The organism is Rhizobium johnstonii 3841 (genome assembly GCF_000009265.1).
In the GTDB taxonomy this organism is placed as follows: Bacteria; Pseudomonadota; Alphaproteobacteria; order Rhizobiales; family Rhizobiaceae; genus Rhizobium; species Rhizobium acaciae.
Genome location: NC_008378.1, coordinates 69,461 through 84,178, shown reverse-complemented (window position 1 = coordinate 84,178; position 14,718 = coordinate 69,461). Strand labels below are relative to the sequence as shown.

19 protein-coding genes and 1 pseudogene are annotated in these 14,718 nt (G+C 59.9%); 7 read left to right on the top strand and 13 right to left on the bottom strand.

The features are described 5' to 3' along the window. Positions 1 to 18 precede the first annotated feature (18 nt). The 6 genes from RL_RS33375 to RL_RS33350 all read left to right on the top strand — a co-directional run bounded on the left by RL_RS33375 (position 19) and on the right by RL_RS33350 (position 3,200). Positions 19 to 465, top strand: coding sequence for a YjfI family protein (locus RL_RS33375; protein WP_032992943.1), 447 nt, complete (start codon positions 19 to 21; stop codon positions 463 to 465). Then, positions 462 to 1,196, top strand: a complete 735-nt coding sequence (locus RL_RS33370; protein ID WP_011648881.1) for a PspA/IM30 family protein — start codon at positions 462 to 464, stop codon at positions 1,194 to 1,196. Before RL_RS33375 ends, RL_RS33370 begins: the two co-directional genes overlap by 4 nt. 273 nt (positions 1,197 to 1,469) lie before the next feature. After that, the gene (locus RL_RS33365) at positions 1,470 to 1,958 is read left to right on the top strand and encodes a type II RES/Xre toxin-antitoxin system antitoxin (RefSeq protein ID WP_011648880.1); all 489 of its coding nucleotides are present in this window, start codon (positions 1,470 to 1,472) and stop codon (positions 1,956 to 1,958) included. Further along, the gene (locus RL_RS33360) at positions 1,955 to 2,461 is read left to right on the top strand and encodes an RES family NAD+ phosphorylase (protein ID WP_011648879.1); all 507 of its coding nucleotides are present in this window, start codon (positions 1,955 to 1,957) and stop codon (positions 2,459 to 2,461) included. Before RL_RS33365 ends, RL_RS33360 begins: the two co-directional genes overlap by 4 nt. A gap of 110 nt (positions 2,462 to 2,571) precedes the next feature. Then, positions 2,572 to 2,829 carry a ribbon-helix-helix domain-containing protein gene (locus RL_RS33355; protein WP_011648878.1) on the top strand — a complete coding sequence of 86 codons (258 nt, stop codon included), beginning with the start codon at positions 2,572 to 2,574 and terminating at the stop codon, positions 2,827 to 2,829. After that, positions 2,829 to 3,200, top strand: a complete 372-nt coding sequence (locus RL_RS33350) for a type II toxin-antitoxin system RelE/ParE family toxin (protein ID WP_011648877.1) — start codon at positions 2,829 to 2,831, stop codon at positions 3,198 to 3,200. The genes RL_RS33355 and RL_RS33350 overlap by 1 nt, the downstream gene beginning before the upstream one ends. Positions 3,201 to 3,247: 47 nt before the next feature. Here the strand turns inward: RL_RS33350 and RL_RS33345 are convergent, their stop codons facing one another. The 12 genes and pseudogenes from RL_RS33345 to RL_RS33290 form a co-directional block, all read right to left on the bottom strand. Then, positions 3,248 to 3,973 (bottom strand): amino acid ABC transporter ATP-binding protein, encoded by a 726-nt coding sequence (locus RL_RS33345; RefSeq protein ID WP_011648876.1) that lies wholly within the window; start codon positions 3,971 to 3,973, stop codon positions 3,248 to 3,250. Next, on the bottom strand, positions 3,951 to 4,610 hold the full coding sequence (locus RL_RS33340) for an amino acid ABC transporter permease (RefSeq protein WP_011648875.1): 660 nt from the start codon (positions 4,608 to 4,610) through the stop codon (positions 3,951 to 3,953). Before RL_RS33340 ends, RL_RS33345 begins: the two co-directional genes overlap by 23 nt. Beyond that, complete coding sequence (locus tag RL_RS33335) at positions 4,607 to 5,278, bottom strand: amino acid ABC transporter permease (protein ID WP_011648874.1); 672 nt, start codon at positions 5,276 to 5,278, stop codon at positions 4,607 to 4,609. The genes RL_RS33340 and RL_RS33335 overlap by 4 nt, the downstream gene beginning before the upstream one ends. Positions 5,279 to 5,355: 77 nt before the next feature. Continuing rightward, a complete protein-coding gene (locus tag RL_RS33330) occupies positions 5,356 to 6,141 on the bottom strand; it encodes a transporter substrate-binding domain-containing protein (RefSeq protein ID WP_011648873.1) in 786 nt (261 codons plus the stop codon). 3 nt (positions 6,142 to 6,144) lie between these two features. Continuing rightward, positions 6,145 to 6,896, bottom strand: a pseudogene (locus RL_RS33325) (GntR family transcriptional regulator). A 193-nt stretch (positions 6,897 to 7,089) separates the two neighbouring features. Beyond that, positions 7,090 to 7,515 (bottom strand): type II toxin-antitoxin system VapC family toxin, encoded by a 426-nt coding sequence (locus RL_RS33320; protein ID WP_011648871.1) that lies wholly within the window; start codon positions 7,513 to 7,515, stop codon positions 7,090 to 7,092. Next, positions 7,512 to 7,766 carry a FitA-like ribbon-helix-helix domain-containing protein gene (locus tag RL_RS33315; RefSeq protein ID WP_011648870.1) on the bottom strand — a complete coding sequence of 85 codons (255 nt, stop codon included), beginning with the start codon at positions 7,764 to 7,766 and terminating at the stop codon, positions 7,512 to 7,514. The genes RL_RS33320 and RL_RS33315 overlap by 4 nt, the downstream gene beginning before the upstream one ends. Before the next feature lie 144 nt (positions 7,767 to 7,910). Further along, entirely contained in the window at positions 7,911 to 8,681 is a 771-nt protein-coding gene (locus RL_RS33310; protein WP_011648869.1) for an amino acid ABC transporter ATP-binding protein, read from the bottom strand. Positions 8,682 to 8,693: 12 nt separating this feature from the next. Beyond that, positions 8,694 to 9,353, bottom strand: a complete 660-nt coding sequence (locus tag RL_RS33305) for an amino acid ABC transporter permease (protein ID WP_011648868.1) — start codon at positions 9,351 to 9,353, stop codon at positions 8,694 to 8,696. 5 nt (positions 9,354 to 9,358) lie between these two features. Further along, positions 9,359 to 10,021 (bottom strand): amino acid ABC transporter permease, encoded by a 663-nt coding sequence (locus RL_RS33300; RefSeq protein WP_028742556.1) that lies wholly within the window; start codon positions 10,019 to 10,021, stop codon positions 9,359 to 9,361. A gap of 117 nt (positions 10,022 to 10,138) precedes the next feature. Beyond that, positions 10,139 to 10,978 (bottom strand): transporter substrate-binding domain-containing protein, encoded by an 840-nt coding sequence (locus RL_RS33295; protein ID WP_011648866.1) that lies wholly within the window; start codon positions 10,976 to 10,978, stop codon positions 10,139 to 10,141. A 256-nt stretch (positions 10,979 to 11,234) separates the two neighbouring features. Then, positions 11,235 to 11,825 carry a TetR/AcrR family transcriptional regulator gene (locus tag RL_RS33290; protein WP_011648865.1) on the bottom strand — a complete coding sequence of 197 codons (591 nt, stop codon included), beginning with the start codon at positions 11,823 to 11,825 and terminating at the stop codon, positions 11,235 to 11,237. Between the two features lie 88 nt (positions 11,826 to 11,913). On the opposite strand from RL_RS33290, the gene RL_RS33285 reads away from it, so the two are divergent. After that, positions 11,914 to 12,717 carry a crotonase/enoyl-CoA hydratase family protein gene (locus tag RL_RS33285; protein WP_011648864.1) on the top strand — a complete coding sequence of 268 codons (804 nt, stop codon included), beginning with the start codon at positions 11,914 to 11,916 and terminating at the stop codon, positions 12,715 to 12,717. A 39-nt stretch (positions 12,718 to 12,756) separates the two neighbouring features. Here RL_RS33285 and RL_RS33280 read toward each other — a convergent pair whose 3' ends face one another. Next, a complete protein-coding gene (locus RL_RS33280; protein ID WP_028742558.1) occupies positions 12,757 to 14,544 on the bottom strand; it encodes a methyl-accepting chemotaxis protein in 1,788 nt (595 codons plus the stop codon). Positions 14,545 to 14,718: the final 174 nt, after the last annotated feature.

Here is a 14,718-nt window from a genome sequence, read left to right as displayed (position 1 = left end):
ATTTTGACGTTCCAACCGATGGAGGACTTTTTGGAGACCTGGAACCTCACCACTTTAACGCGCCTGTTCGCCGCCGATCCCGACGCACTGGGCGATGTGGATGTAGCCGTACCCGAACAGGGCGACGTCATATGCGTGACTCTTAAGGAAAAAGGCGATCTCGACGTCTTCGTTGCGGTGAGCGGGGAGCGCGACATCCTTGTCAGCGCTGTTCTGGTGCCGTGCAAGGACGTGCCCAATCGAGAAGCCTTCGAACGGATGGTGCTGAAGACCCACAAGTTCGTGCCGCTCTCCAGCTTCGGCATCACCACGATCGACGGTGAGGAATGGTATGAATTGTTCGGCTCGCTGTCAGCACGCTCGCCGGCCGAGACGGTGGTCGAGGAGGTCGCGATTCTGGCTGCCAATGCCGTCGATGCGGCCCACATGATTGAAGAATGGAAAAGCGGGGAGATTGCAGCGTGAGCACCTGGGGCAAGATTTTCACCGCCATTCGCGGCGGCATTAACGAGGTAGCGGAAGCGGCCGCCGACAGTCAGTCCATGCGTGTCCTTGATCAAGAAATCCGCGATGCTGAACAGTCGTTGCGCGGGGCGCGATCCGATCTGGCCGGCATCATGGCGTCCAACAAGAGCGTCATGCGCCGACTTGAAGAAAACCGCGCCAAGGAGACCAAGGATACCGACAGCGCTCGCGCTGCGATCTCCGCGGGCCGCACGGATCTCGCTCAGGGTCTCGCTCAGCGCATTGCCGGTACCCGAGCCGAAGTGCAGCGCGACCAGGAAGAGCTCGACCGGCTGCTGCCCCGCCAGCAGCAAATGCTGCGCACGATCCAGGAGACCGAAGCGCGCATTGCTCAGATGAAGCGTGAGGTGGAGAATGTCAAAGCCAATGAGTCGCTGCTGCGCGCTCAGTCGGCGATCGCCCATAGCCAGTCGGGCATCAATACCCGCCTCGGTAGCGCCGTCGAAAGTCTCGAGCGTATCAAAAAACGCCAGGAAATCACTGCCGGCCGCATCGAAGCCGGTGCTGAACTGGCCGCGCTGGAAAACGGCAGCGACCTCGATCGTCAGCTGCGCGAGGCCGGCATTGGCAGTTCGAGCCACTCGGCCGACGACATTCTTGCACAGCTGATGGCACCGAAACATTCGGTCGAGCCCATCTTGCTGCCAGCGCCGACCAGCCAAAAAGACTGACAATCCCGGGAGCGGCAGCCCTGCCTGCCATCCGCGCGCTTATGGAATTGGAGCGCCGCAACCCAGCCTCTTAAAGCAGTGGGGATCGCGGCATTTCAATACGCTGCAAGCTGCCCTTGGCAGGCGGTGCCATCGCCGCCTGCCCGCTTGTTTGGCGCCGGCAGCGAGAAAGGCACGGTTCCGCGGCCGATACGCCGAATACGCCCGTCAGATCTTGAAATTTGTCGCGACACATGACATATAATAAGCGACAGATGACGCGGGAGAAAGATCATGGCTGTCGCGGCAAAAGTACCTTCCTTAGCAGCAGCGGGCGGTGGTGAACTGCAAAAGATAGAAGCATTGCTCGGCGGCTCGCGCATTCTGTCGCGCAGCCTGACCAATGCCCTCGACGCCCATGAGCTGCTCCTGCACGGCCTGCCTGCATCGGCACTGGATCATCTTGTCGGTACTCTCGTCGTCCTCGGCAAGAACGAGTCCCTCGAAAAGGCGGTGGGCATGAGCTTGCGCACCTGGCAGCGGCGGAAGGACACGCCTTCCAAGCCGCTCAACCAGGAACAGAGCGGCCGAGCGTGGAAGTTCGCCGAGATCCTCGCAAAGGCAACGGATATCTTCGGATCGCAGGCAGAAGCCGAACAATGGCTGGAGCGTCCGGCGGTCGGACTTGAGCAGCGCCGCCCGATCGATCTTCTCGGGACGCCCGCCGGCGTCGAGCTTGTCGAGGATCATCTCGATCGCCTGGAATACGGCGTCTATGCATGACCCTTTTGCCGATCGCGCTCGGCGGGACCGAACTGGTCGCGTGGCGGCTCGACCAGGCCGTCCATGCGCCGACTTGGGATAGCGGAGAAGGCGCCTATCGGGTTGGCGGCCGCTGGAACAGCAAGGGGGTGCGCGCGGTCTACTGCTCGCTCGATCCCGCGACGGCGATCCTTGAAGTCGCGGTCCATAAGGGGTTCCGGGCGCTCGACACCGTGACGCACAGGATGACGGCAGCTGTCATTGCCGATGCTGGCGATATCCATGTTGTCGATCCGGGAAACGTGCCCAATCCCAACTGGTTGCGCCCGGGCATTCCCAGCGCCGGACAGCAGGCCTTCGGAGACGATTTGCTTCGACAGCATCGTTTCGTGGCAATCCCGAGCGCGGTCTCGCGGCATAGCTGGAACCTGATTTTTCTGGCAGGCGGCGCAACGGGCGCCTATGCGCTGAAGTTCCAGGAGGCTTTTGCCCTCGATACACGGCTGCATCCGCCCACGTCATGAACGTCTTGGAGCCACGGGGATATTTGGAAGGGACCGAATCTCAATGTCAAATATTGACATAGCGACCCGGATGCAGAACAATTTCAGGAATTTGATAAGGAGGGTGCTACATGACCAGCAGCCTGCATGTAAGCTTGCCCGATGAAATGCGCGCCTTCGTCGATATGCGCGCCAACGGGAAGAGCCAGTACACGACGCCGAGCGAATATGTACGCGCCCTTATTCGCGAAGATATGGCACGCGAAGAAGATCGCCGCTTTGCCATCCGCTCACTGCTACGGGCGGAAGAGGAATTCCGGCGCGGAGAGATGCTGCCCCTTTCCGCTCTGGATGCTATCGACGCGGAGCTGGATGAAGAACTGCGCTAGTGGCTCCTCGCGTTCTCATCCTGCCGACCGCCCTTGATAACTACCGTCTGGCAGTCCGCGAAACGGCGCGAAAATGGTCCACCGAACAGGCGAAAGCATATAGCCGCTTGCTGCGGGCGGGATTTGAAGGCATCCCCGAAGCCTATGCCCGCGTAAGGATAAAGAAAGACGAGCGCGTCGGGAATTCGCTCTTCCGGCTCTACAAGATAGAACACCATTACGCCGTATACATCGTCGTTGACGACTCAACCTTCGTCATTGCCGCGGTCTTGCATGAGCGGATGGATATTCCCGCACAGCTGAGGACAATCGAACGATTGACCGACAGAGAGTATGCAGCGTTGATGGGACATCCTCGGCCGAAGTCCTGAGGACGGCCGACCGCGATCATCGACGACGCCGATATTGTCACTGCCTCTTAGTTGACACCGAGAAATTGCTTCAACTCCGCTGTCTGCGGCTTGGCGAAGACTTCCTCCGGCGGGCCTGCTTCATGGACCCGGCCCTGATGCATGAAGATCACGCGGTTGCAGACGTCGCGGGCGAACTTCATCTCGTGCGTTACCATCAGCAGTGTCATTCCCTCTGCGGCGAGTTCGCGCACGACGGCCAGAACTTCGGCGACCAGTTCCGGATCGAGCGCGGAGGTGATCTCGTCGCAGAGAAGTGCGGTCGGCTGCATGGCGAGCGCGCGGGCGATGGCGACGCGCTGCTGCTGGCCGCCCGAGAGCTCGTCCGGATAGGCGTCGAACCTGTGGCCCAGCCCTACCCGCTCCAGCATCTTGCGGGCGGTGGCCTCGGCTTCGGCCTTCGGGGTCTTCTTGACCACGGTCTGCGACAGCATGACGTTGCCGCCGACGGTCAGGTGCGGGAAGAGGTTGAACTGCTGAAAGATCATGCCGACCTTGAGGCGCAGTGCCTTCAGATGGACTTCGTCATCGAGGAGCTGCGCGCCGGCCACGGAGATGGAGCCGTCAGTGATGGTCTCCAGGCCGTTGATGCAGCGAAGCAGGGTCGATTTTCCCGAACCGCTCTTGCCGATAATGGCGATAACTTCGCCGGCCTCCACATCGAGATTGATGCCTTTCAGCACCTCGGTGGTGCCAAAGCTCTTGCGGACTTCAGTGATTTCGATGAGCGACATTGAGCTTCCTTTCCAGGATCTGGCTGCTTTTCGACAAAGGCCAGCAAAGGGCGAAGTAGATGAGGGCGACGAGCCCGTAGACGGTGAAGGGCTGGAAAGTGGCATTGGTGACGACCGTGCCGGCTTTCGACAATTCGACGAAACCGATGATCGAGGTCAGCGCCGTTCCCTTGACGATTTGAACGGAGAAACCGACCGTCGGCGGTATGGCGACCCTCAGTGCCTGCGGGAGGATGACATAACGCATCTGCTGCAACCGGCCCATGCCGAGGCTGGCGGAGGCTTCCCACTGACCCTTCACGACCGCTTCGACGCAGCCTCGCCAGATTTCGGCGAGGAAGGCAGCGCTCCACAAGATCAGCGCAAAACCCGCAGCAAGCCAGGCCGGCACGTCTATCCCGAAGAGGCCGAGACCGAAAAAGGCGATGAAGAGCTGCATCAGCAACGGCGTGCCCTGGAAGAGCTCGATATAATATTTCGCGACTGTCCTGAATGCCTTGCGCTTGCTGATGCGCAGGAACAGCAGCCCCAGCCCGACCACGCCGCCGCCGATGAACGAGACCAGCGAAAGCAGGATCGTCCAGCGGGTGGCGAGCAGCAGGTTGCGCAGGATGTCCCAGAGCGTGAACTCGATCATCGTGCTGCTCTCCTCGGGAAAATGAACCCGCCGACCACCGCCAGCAGCTGCCGGAGCAGGATCGCCAGCACAAGATAGATGGCTGTCGAGACGATGTAGGCCTCGAAGGCGCGGAAGGTTCGCGATTGTATGAAGTTCGCGGCAAAGGTCAGATCCTCGGCGGCGATCTGCGAGACGACCGATGAGCCGAGCATCACGATGACCACTTGCGACGACAGCGCCGGCCAGATGCGCTGCAGGGATGGCACGAGAACGACATGCCGGAAGGTTTCGAAGCGCGTCATGGCAAGGCTCTCGCCTGCCTCGAACTGGCCCTTCGGGGTTGCCTGGATGCCCGCGCGGATAATCTCGCAGCTATAGGCGCCGAGGTTGACGACCATCGCGAGGTTGGCGGCCGTCAGTTCGGAAAGCTTGAAGCCGAGCGACGGAAGGCCGAAGAAGATGAAAAAGAGCTGGATCAGGAACGGCGTGTTGCGGATCAGTTCGACATAGGTCGCAACGACAGGCTTCAGCCAGGCCGGGCCGAGTGCACGCACCCAGGCACAGAAGATGCCGAGCGATATGCCGAGCACTCCGCCGATCGCGATAAGCTCCAGCGTGATCAGTATGCCCTTGATGATCTCAGGATAATATTCAAGCAGCCAGCCGAATTCGAAATGGTAACTCAAGGAATTGTCCCCTCTTGTGGCGACGGAGCGTCATGTCATCCCGCGCGGGCGCGGGATGACATCCGTGAGACCGGTCCTTAGAGATCCGACGGGAGATCGGCGCCGAGCCACTTCTGCGATATGGCGTTCAGCGCGCCATCGGTTTTGGCGGCGGCGATAATGCCGTTCACCTTCTCCAGAAGGGCCGTCTGTTCCTTGTTGAGACCGATGTAGCAGGGCGAGTTCTTGATGAGGAACTTCATCTCAGGGCGCTTGGGAGGATTTTTGGAGAGGATCGCAGCGGCCACGACGTTGCCGGTGGCGATGGTGTCGACCTGGCCGGACAGGAAGGCCGAGATAGTGCCGTTGTTGTCCTCGTAACGCTTGATCGTAGCGTCGGCCGGCGCGATCTTCGTCAGCTCGAGATCCTCCACGGCGCCGCGCGTGACGCCGATGCTCTTGCCGGCGAGATCTTCCACCTTGGCGATCGAAACATCGGCCGGTGCGAACACGCCGTTGAAGAAGGGTGCGTAGGCCGTTGTGAAATCGATCACCTTTTCGCGCTCCGCATTCTTGCCGAGGCTTGATATGACCAGATCGACTTTGTTCGTCTGCAGATAGGGAACGCGGTTGGCGCTGGTGACCGGCACGAGCTCGGTCTTGACGCCCAGCTTTTCGGCAATGAGATTGGCCACATCGATATCGTAGCCCATCGGCGCCATATCGGTGCCGACACTACCGAAGGGCGGAAAATCCTGCGGGACGGCGACACGCAGCGTACCGCGCGCCGTGATGTCGGCAAGAGCATCGGCGTAAGACGCGGAGCCGAAGCCGAAGGTTGCAGCCAGGGTCGCGATTGCGAAGAAGACTCGTCTTGTCAGCATGTTTTAATTGCTCCTTTGAAGTTGTGGTTTTTTGGGTCTGACAGTTGGGAGACCGAGGGCACGGCCTTGGGAGGAAGTGACAGGGAACTGCGCAGTTCCGAGAGCGGATCGGGGCGCGTGGTAAGGTCGAGGCCCATTTCCACTTCGTCCAGATGTTCGATAGAGAGCTCGGCAGCTCTGGCGAAATCGCCCGCTTGCATGGCCTCGAAGATGCGGCAATGCCCGTCATGAGACTGTGCTGCGTGAAATTCAGACTGATAGAGCATCGAAATGAGGATCGTCCTCGCGGTGAGATCGCGGAGGATATCGACGATGATGGCGTTCCCGCTCAATTCTGCGATGCGGATGTGGAAATCGCCCATCAAATACGTCAGGCGCTGGCGGTCGCCCGCAGCCATTGCGGTCTTTTCCTCGTTCAAATGCACGTCGAGAGCTTTGCCTCCTTCGTCCGTCAGCACACGCATGCTGCGCAGCAACCCGGCCTCGATGACGCGCCGTGCCTCATAGACCGCGATCGCCTCTTCAGCGGACGGCTCGACGACAAACCAGCCCCGTCTCGGACTGACATGCACGATACCGCGTGTTTCCAAACGCATCATGGCTTCCCGAACGCGGGTCCGAGACACGCCGAAGAGCGTTGCCAGCTGGTTTTCACTCAGACGCGTCCCAGGCCGAATTTTGGCTGAAAGAATCCCGGAGACGATCGTCTCCTCAATGGTCTTCTGCGTGCTCTCAGATGTGTGGCTATCTTGCATACAAGACAGGAAAGCAAAGCTCGTGCCAAAATTCTGCGTTTAGGATTTTCAAGATGTCTCGGATCCCTCCCCCTGGAATTTGCACGCTGAGAATGCAGACTGAGCGCAAATTGAGCGAGTGCCTGCAACTCATTGCAAACCTGGATCAGCGTCGGCCCGCTCACATGGCGCCGTGTTCACTGGCCGAACAACCTTATGCGGTCGAAGCCGCCCAGGGATTGATCACTTTAACGCCCGCAGCGTTGAAAGCACTTGTATCGCGCGTGGCGACGGCGAACCCTTTTGATGCTGCGATGGCGGCGATATAGCCATCCGGAGTGGGGAATCCTCTGCCAGCGGCTCGGGCCTTGACGGCGAGATCGGCATAGTGCCGTGCCGCTGTGATGTCGAAAGCCAAAATACGGCTTTCGAAGAGCTCCATCAGACCGTCCAACGCGTCGGAGAGCCTTTCCCTGCGCTTGCCAGCCGGGAGCGCGCCGATTCCAAACATCAGTTCGGCGATCGTGACGCTAGAAAGGAACAGGGTTTCGGCTGCCTGCTCATCGAGCCAGAATTTCACGGCTTCGTCGGGCGTGGGTTTCATCGCCTCGGAAACAACGTTCGTATCGAGGATAATCATTCAAAGCTCATCGGCTTTGCAGGCAATGTGTCGCGAGCTTGGTCCAGAACGGCAAAGTCCTCATTCGTCAGTCCGAGGCGGCGGCTCCGTTCGGCGAGTGCGCTACCAAGACGAAGCCGCGTTTCTGGACGCACGGCAGCCTCGAGGATTTCCCGCATTTCCGCTTCGGCGCTGCGCCCGTGATGAGCCGCACGCACCTTGAGAGCACGGTGCGTCGCCTCGGAGAGGTTTCTGATTGTGACTGCGGGCATGATAGCAACTTTACGAGATGATAGCGATGCTAGCAATATAATTGATCTGCCATCACTCTTCAATGCGCGTTGCATGTACCCGATACCGTGCCGCTGGAGGCGTCGCGTCGTAACGTGTGATCGTCACGGGATCTTTCATTTCGCCTAATTGAAACTCGAGGTTTTGAGGAATTCCGCCAGCCGTTCGGTCTTCGGATGCACGAACATCTCCTTCGGATCGCCCTCCTCGCAGATGACGCCCTGGTTCATGAAGATGACGCGTGACGAAACGTCGTAGGCAAAGCGCATCTCGTGGGTGACGAGCAGCATGGTCATGCCGTCGGCGGCAAGCCCCTTGATGACCTGGAGCACTTCGCCCACCAGTTCCGGGTCGAGCGCGGAGGTCACTTCGTCGAACAGCATCAGCCTCGGCGACATGGCGATTGCGCGGGCGATCGCGACCCGCTGCTGCTGACCGCCGGAAAGCTGCCCGGGATAATGGTTCATGCGGGCGGAAAGGCCGACACGATCGAGCCATTTTTCCGCGATGACGCGGGCATCCGGCTTCGCCATTTTTTTGACCTTGACGAGGCCGAGCATGACGTTTTCAGCGGCGCTCATATGCGGGAAGAGATTGAACTGCTGAAACGCCATGCCGGTCAGCGCGCGCTGGCGCGCAATCTCCTTCTCGCTCTTGCGGCGTCGCGTCGCGCCTTCGGCGCGGTAGCCGATCTCCTCGCCATCGAGGCTGATCGTGCCGCCCTGGAATTCTTCGAGCATGTTGATGCAGCGCAGCAAGGTGGTCTTTCCGGAACCGGACGAGCCGATGATGGAAATGACTTCGCCCTCCTCAACGGCGCAATCGACGCCCTTGAGGACTTCGTGGATGCCGTAAGTCTTGCGCAGACCCTGGATGTCGAGAATGGTCTTGGCCATCGGGGGAACTCCTCAGGACGGCAGGGCGGTCTTGCGCTCGACATATTTGCCGAAGTGCTCGATGCCGTAGTTGATGATGAAATAGAGACCGCCAGCCAGGAAATAGAACTGGAGGCTCATGAAATTGCGGGAGATGATCTCCTGCGTGCGCAGGAGAAGTTCTGCGACGCCGATGACGGAGAGCAGCGTCGAGGCCTTCACCATCTCGGCCGCCGTATTCACCCAGGCCGGCAGGCACTGGCGCATGGCCTGCGGCCACAGCACCGAGGTGAAGGTCTGGGTAAAGGTCAGGCCGATCGCCTTGGCAGCTTCGGTCTGCCCTTTCGGGATTGCCTGAAGCGCCCCGCGCACGATTTCGCCGACATGGGAGGAGCAGAAGATGGCAAGGGCGAGCACGCCGGCCGAGAACGGCCCGAGATCGAGGCCGACGGCGGCGGAGACATAGTAGCTCGCCAGAACCAGCACGAGCACCGGCGTGCCACGGATGATATCCGTATAGGCGCGCACGGCCAGACGCAAAACAACGCCGCCATAGACGAGCGCCAAACCGACGAAAACGCCGAGTATGGAACCCGCGAGGATGGCCAGCAGGGAGATCGACACGGTCACGCCGATGCCGTTCATGATGACGTAGCGGGCGATCCAGAGTTGTTCGAGAAAGGTGTGGGACATCGGGTCTATCTCGGCAGGGCCAGGCGGCGCTCGACGAAGCGCATCACGGCGGCGATGAGGAAACAGGTCGCGACATAGAGCGCTGATGTGACCATCCAGGTCTCTATGACGCGGAAGCTCTCGACATTGATCTTGCGGGCAGCAAAGGTCAGTTCGGGCACGGCGATGGCGGCGGCGAGCGAGGTGTCCTTGAAGAGCGAGATGATCGTCGAGGACAGTGATGGCAGCACGTTGCGCAGCATCAGCGGAGCGATGATGGAGCTGCGGATCTGCATCCCCGTCAGGCCGATGGCAAGCCCCGCTTCCGTCAACCCTCTTGGAATAGACAGCAGACCGGCGCGGAACACCTCGGCCAGATAGGCGCCGGAATAAAGCGACAGAACCAGGACGAAGCTTTTTATCTTGTCGAGGCGCAAACCCATTTGCGGCAGCGCGAAAAAGACAAAAAGCACCAGGACGAGAATCGGCAGGTTGCGGATGACAGTGACATAGATCCGTGCCGGCACGACCGCAAAGCGGTTTTTGGACGTCAGCGCGAAGGCCACCACAAGACCGATCGCGGCCCCGATCAGGATCGAGATCACCGCAAGGCCGAGACTGAGCGCGAGCCCGCTCAAAAGAAAATCGAAGTTGCGCCAGACGGCAGCGAAATTCAACGTGTAACCCATACGGGCCGCCCTTTCAGACCAGAGCATGAGGCCGAAAAATATGAACGGTTTTCGGACGGCATCATGCTCTCACCCTTTAAATGCGGAGCGGGAAACATGTCCCGCTCCGCATGGCTGTTACTTGAACTCGACCGGGAAGCCGATCTGCGGCGGCGCCAGATCCTTGCCGAACCAGGTCTTGAAGGACTTGGCGTAAAAGTCGAATTCGACGCCGGTCATGGCCTCGTGCAGGGCGGTGTTGACGAAGTTCAGCCAATCCTGATCGCCGCGCTTGACGGCGCAGGCGTAGGTCTGCGGGTTCCAGCCGTAGCCGGCATCTTTGTAACGGCCCGGATTCTGCGTCATGTACCAGGCAAGCGACGACTGGTCCGTGGCGACAGCATCGGCGCGTCCCGATTCCAGCGCCTGATAGATCAGGTCGACGGAATCGTATTGGTCGACGGTCGCCTCAGGCAATGCCGCATGCACCATCGCCTCGGCATAGACGTTCTGGAGAACCGAGATGGTAACGGAGGAGCCTGCCGCCTTGAGGGCGGCGTAGTCGGCATATTTGCCATCCGCCTTGAGCATCAGGCCAACACCCTCGCGATAATAAGGAATGGTGAAGGCAACCTGCTGGGCACGCTCGCCGGTAACGGTCATGAACTGGCAGGTGATGTCGACTTTGTCGGTGGTAATGTTCGGGATGCGCGCGTCGGAGGACTGGTTCACATACTCGATCTTTTCAGGATCGCCGAAGAGCGCCTTGGCGATGATGTGGCCCATGTCGACGTCGAATCCCTGAAGCTTGTCGTCGGCGCTCTTGAAGTGCCAAGGCGCATTGGTGCTGCCCGTGCCGAGGACGAGATGGCCGCGGGCCAGCACTTCATCGAGCTTGCTGCCTTCAGCCAGCGCAGGCGTGGACAACAGAGCGGCGACGGCCAGCGACATCACGCCGGTGCGAAAGGAAATGGTCATGGCGTTCCCCTTATGGATGATTCCGTTTGTTCCAGTATAATGGACGCATGTCTGTTTTACTGGAACAATGTTATGAAGTGCCATCAAGGATGAATTGTCAATGGGTCATGCTGAAAAAACGCGCAGTAGCGCGCGTGGCGATTTTTTCGGCAGTGCAGCATTGTTTTGTTGTTTAGAGGCTCAACATCATGCCCTTCCCGCTCAGCGACCTCAGGCCATGCCGAAGGCGAAGGATGCGGTCTTCAGAGCGAGCGCCTTACGCATTTGCGTTTGCGGTCGCAGCACGGATCAGTGAACCAGCCGCCTCGCCTGCCGCTTCCATGTAGGTCGGATCGCGATGCAACAGAACGACGGCGAAGGAGCCATCAAGCAGCAGGACGATCTGCCGGGCGAGCTGCGGCGCTTCCGCCTTGATGCCGGCCGCCTCGAACCTCACCCGCAACCAGGCCTCGACCCTCTTCTTGTGTTCAATCCCGACTTTCATGGCTGGATGGCCGGGCATATTGACGAGTTCCGCAGAGGTGCGCAGGAAGCCGCAGCCCTTCCATTTCGGGTGGCGGGCTGCGCGGGCGAGATTGCGAAAGATGCCTTGCACCTTATCCGCCGGTTCGCCCGTCGTTTCCGCGTACCAGCGTTTGAACAGAGCGAGGTTGGGCTGGTCGCGCGCCTCCAGGTAGGCCCCGATGAGGTCGTCCTTGCTGGCGAAATGGTAGTAAAGGGTGCGTTTCGTGACGCCGGCCTCTTCAGCCACCGCATCGACGCTGACGCTCCTGATGCCCTCGTTGTAAAACAGCTTGGCGGCGGCCGATATGATGCGTTGGCGCGTCGGGATTGCAGGTGAGATCATGCCGTTATGTATACCGACTAGTGAATATACACAAGCATCGACCGGCGGCATACTTCTCCTGACGCAGCATACCGGAAAGGAAAACCGAATGGCCGACACTGTTTTGATCGACAGCCGCGACGGAATCGCCACGCTCACTCTCAATCGCCCGGAAAAGCTCAATGCGCTGAATTACGCCTTGATAGACCGCTTTCTCGCGATCCTCGACGCCATCGAAACCGACAGTTCAATCCGGGCGATCATCCTCACCGGCGCAGGCGAGCGGGCGTTCTCGGCGGGCGGCGATATCTACGAATTCTCGGAAAGCGTGGCGCAGGGCGCCGATGTCGCCATGCGCGATTTCGTCGCGCGCGGACAGCGCCTAACTGCGCGGCTGGAAGCCTTCCGCAAACCCGTCATCGCCGCCGTCAACGGCCTTGCCTTTGGCGGCGGCTGCGAGATCACCGAGGCTGTGCCGCTCGCCATCGCCAGCGAATGCGCCCTGTTCGCCAAGCCCGAGATCAATCTCGCAATGCCGCCGACCTTTGGCGGAACGCAGCGTTTGCCAAGGCTGGCCGGGCGCAAGCGCGCCCTCGAATTGCTGTTGACGGGCGACGCATTCTCCCCGCAGCGCGCCCTCGAACTCGGCCTTGTCAACCAAGTTGTCCCGCATGACGCTCTCATGCCGGCCGCCCACGACCTCGCGCGGCGCATTCGGCGTCATTCACCGCTGGCGGCGGCGAGCATTCTGACGGCGGTGACGCGCGGCATCAACCAGAGCATTGCGGAGGGGCTGCTGATCGAAGGCGAACAATTCGCCCGGATGGCGCCAACCGCCGATTTGCGCGAAGGGCTCGACGGGTGGATCGAGCGTCGCAAGCCGAACTATCCCGGCTCGTGGTCGCTCGATTGATTGCCGCCAACACTGCCGAGAATGGCTCAGTCAGCGTAATCAGAACTCTTCCCAGTCGGACTTCAGCGCGACGGAGGCCGACCCGCGCTGGATGGATGCGAGGGGCGAATTGCGAACGACTTTCAAAGCCGTCGGTGCGGCGGGGTGACGATCCGCCTGCGCAAACGAAGACCTGGATCTCGGCGCATCGTTGAAACGGAACTGTTCAAGAAGCTCGAAGAGCGCGGCAGCCTCTCGGGCGAGACCATGGCTCGCAGCCGTCTGCTCCTCGACCATTGCGGCATTCTGCTGCGTTCCCTGGTCGACGGTGTTGATGGACTGGCTGATCCCGCCGAGCGCAGTCGATTGCTCGCGCGCCGCCTCCACGATCGCCGTGACGTTGGTATTGATTTCGTGAACCTGACTGGCGATTTCCTGGAGCGCGGATCCGGCATTCGTCACGAGGGCGACGCCGTTTGCGACATGAGAACCGGACGCTGTGATCAGGCTCTTTATCTCCTTGGCAGCTTTCGCCGACCGCTGCGCCAGCTCACGGACCTCCTGGGCAACGACCGCAAAACCCTTGCCCGCCTCCCCTGCTCGTGCCGCCTCTACGCCGGCATTGAGCGCCAAAAGGTTCGTCTGGAAGGCAATCTCATCGATGACTCCGATGATATTGGAAATTTCGCGTGACGAGTTTTCAATCTGGTCCATCGCTCCGATGGCGTCACGCACCACCTGGCCGGAATGCTCGGCGTGATTTCTGGCGCGCCCCACGAGTTGACCGGCCTCTTCGGCGCGGCGGCTCGAATCCTTGACCGTCGTCGTGATTTCCTCAAGGGCGGCGGCCGTTTCTTCGACGGATGCCGCTTGCTGCTCGGTACGCTTTGCCAAGTCGTCGGCCGCTGTGCGGATTTCGTTGGAACCGGCTGATATCGCCTTGGCATTTTCGGCAACCGTTGCCATTGCGCCCTTCAGCTTCTCCGAGGCGCTGTTGAAGTCGGCACGCAGCCTTTCCAGCGAAGGAATGAAAGGCTTCTGGATCATCTGCGACAGGTCGCCGTCCGCAAGATTCGTCAGGCAACGGGCAAGTTGTTCGACATTTTCGACGCGCGCCGTGACATCGGTTGCGAATTTCACGACTTTGAACACTTTGCCATTCAGGTCGAAAATCGGATTGTAGGAAGCCTGAATGTAGACCTTCCGGCCGCCCTTGCCCACACGCATGAATTCGTCGGCAACCAGCTGGCCGCTCGCTAGTCTCCGCCAGAATTCCTTGTAAGCCTCCGATCTCGAGTAGTCGGCTTCACAGAACATCGAGTGATGTTTGCCCTGGATTTCGGCAAGCGAATAACCAAGCGTCGACAGGAAATTGTCGTTGGCGGTCAGGATTTCGCCGGCCGGCGTGAATTCGATGATCGCCTGAGCCCGGGACAATGCATCGATCTTGCCCGAATCCTCGGCAGACTTCAGCTTCTGCGCGGTGATGTCAGTTGCAATCTTGATGACCTTGACCGGCTTCCCGCGTCGGAACACGGGATTGTAGGATGCTTCGATCCAGACCTCGCGCCCGCCTTTTCCGAGACGCTTATATTGCTGCTGGTCGAATTTCCCGGCTGCGAGCTTCGTCCAGAAAGCCTTGTATTCTGCCGACGACGCATAGGCAGGCTCGACAAACATGCTGTGATGTTTTCCGACAATCTCCCTCAACTCGTAGCCGAGCGCCCTGCAGAAGTTTTCGTTCGCGGTGAGGATCCTGCCCGATAGATCAAACTCGATCATGGCTTGCGAATTCGATAGAGCGGCAAGAGCCGCGACAGCATTTGCACCACGATTAAGAATACTCACGCGCAATCCCCCTAGATTTCATTGCTGTTGGTCCAGCCATGTCGCGAATATTCGCTTATGCTTATTAACGAGGATTTAATTATGAATATAACGTGCAGGATATTTTGTTTTCAACCAGCGCTGCGTCCATCAGGCACATCCGGGCAAAGGCAGCCGCCCCCCTGCCCTGCCGTG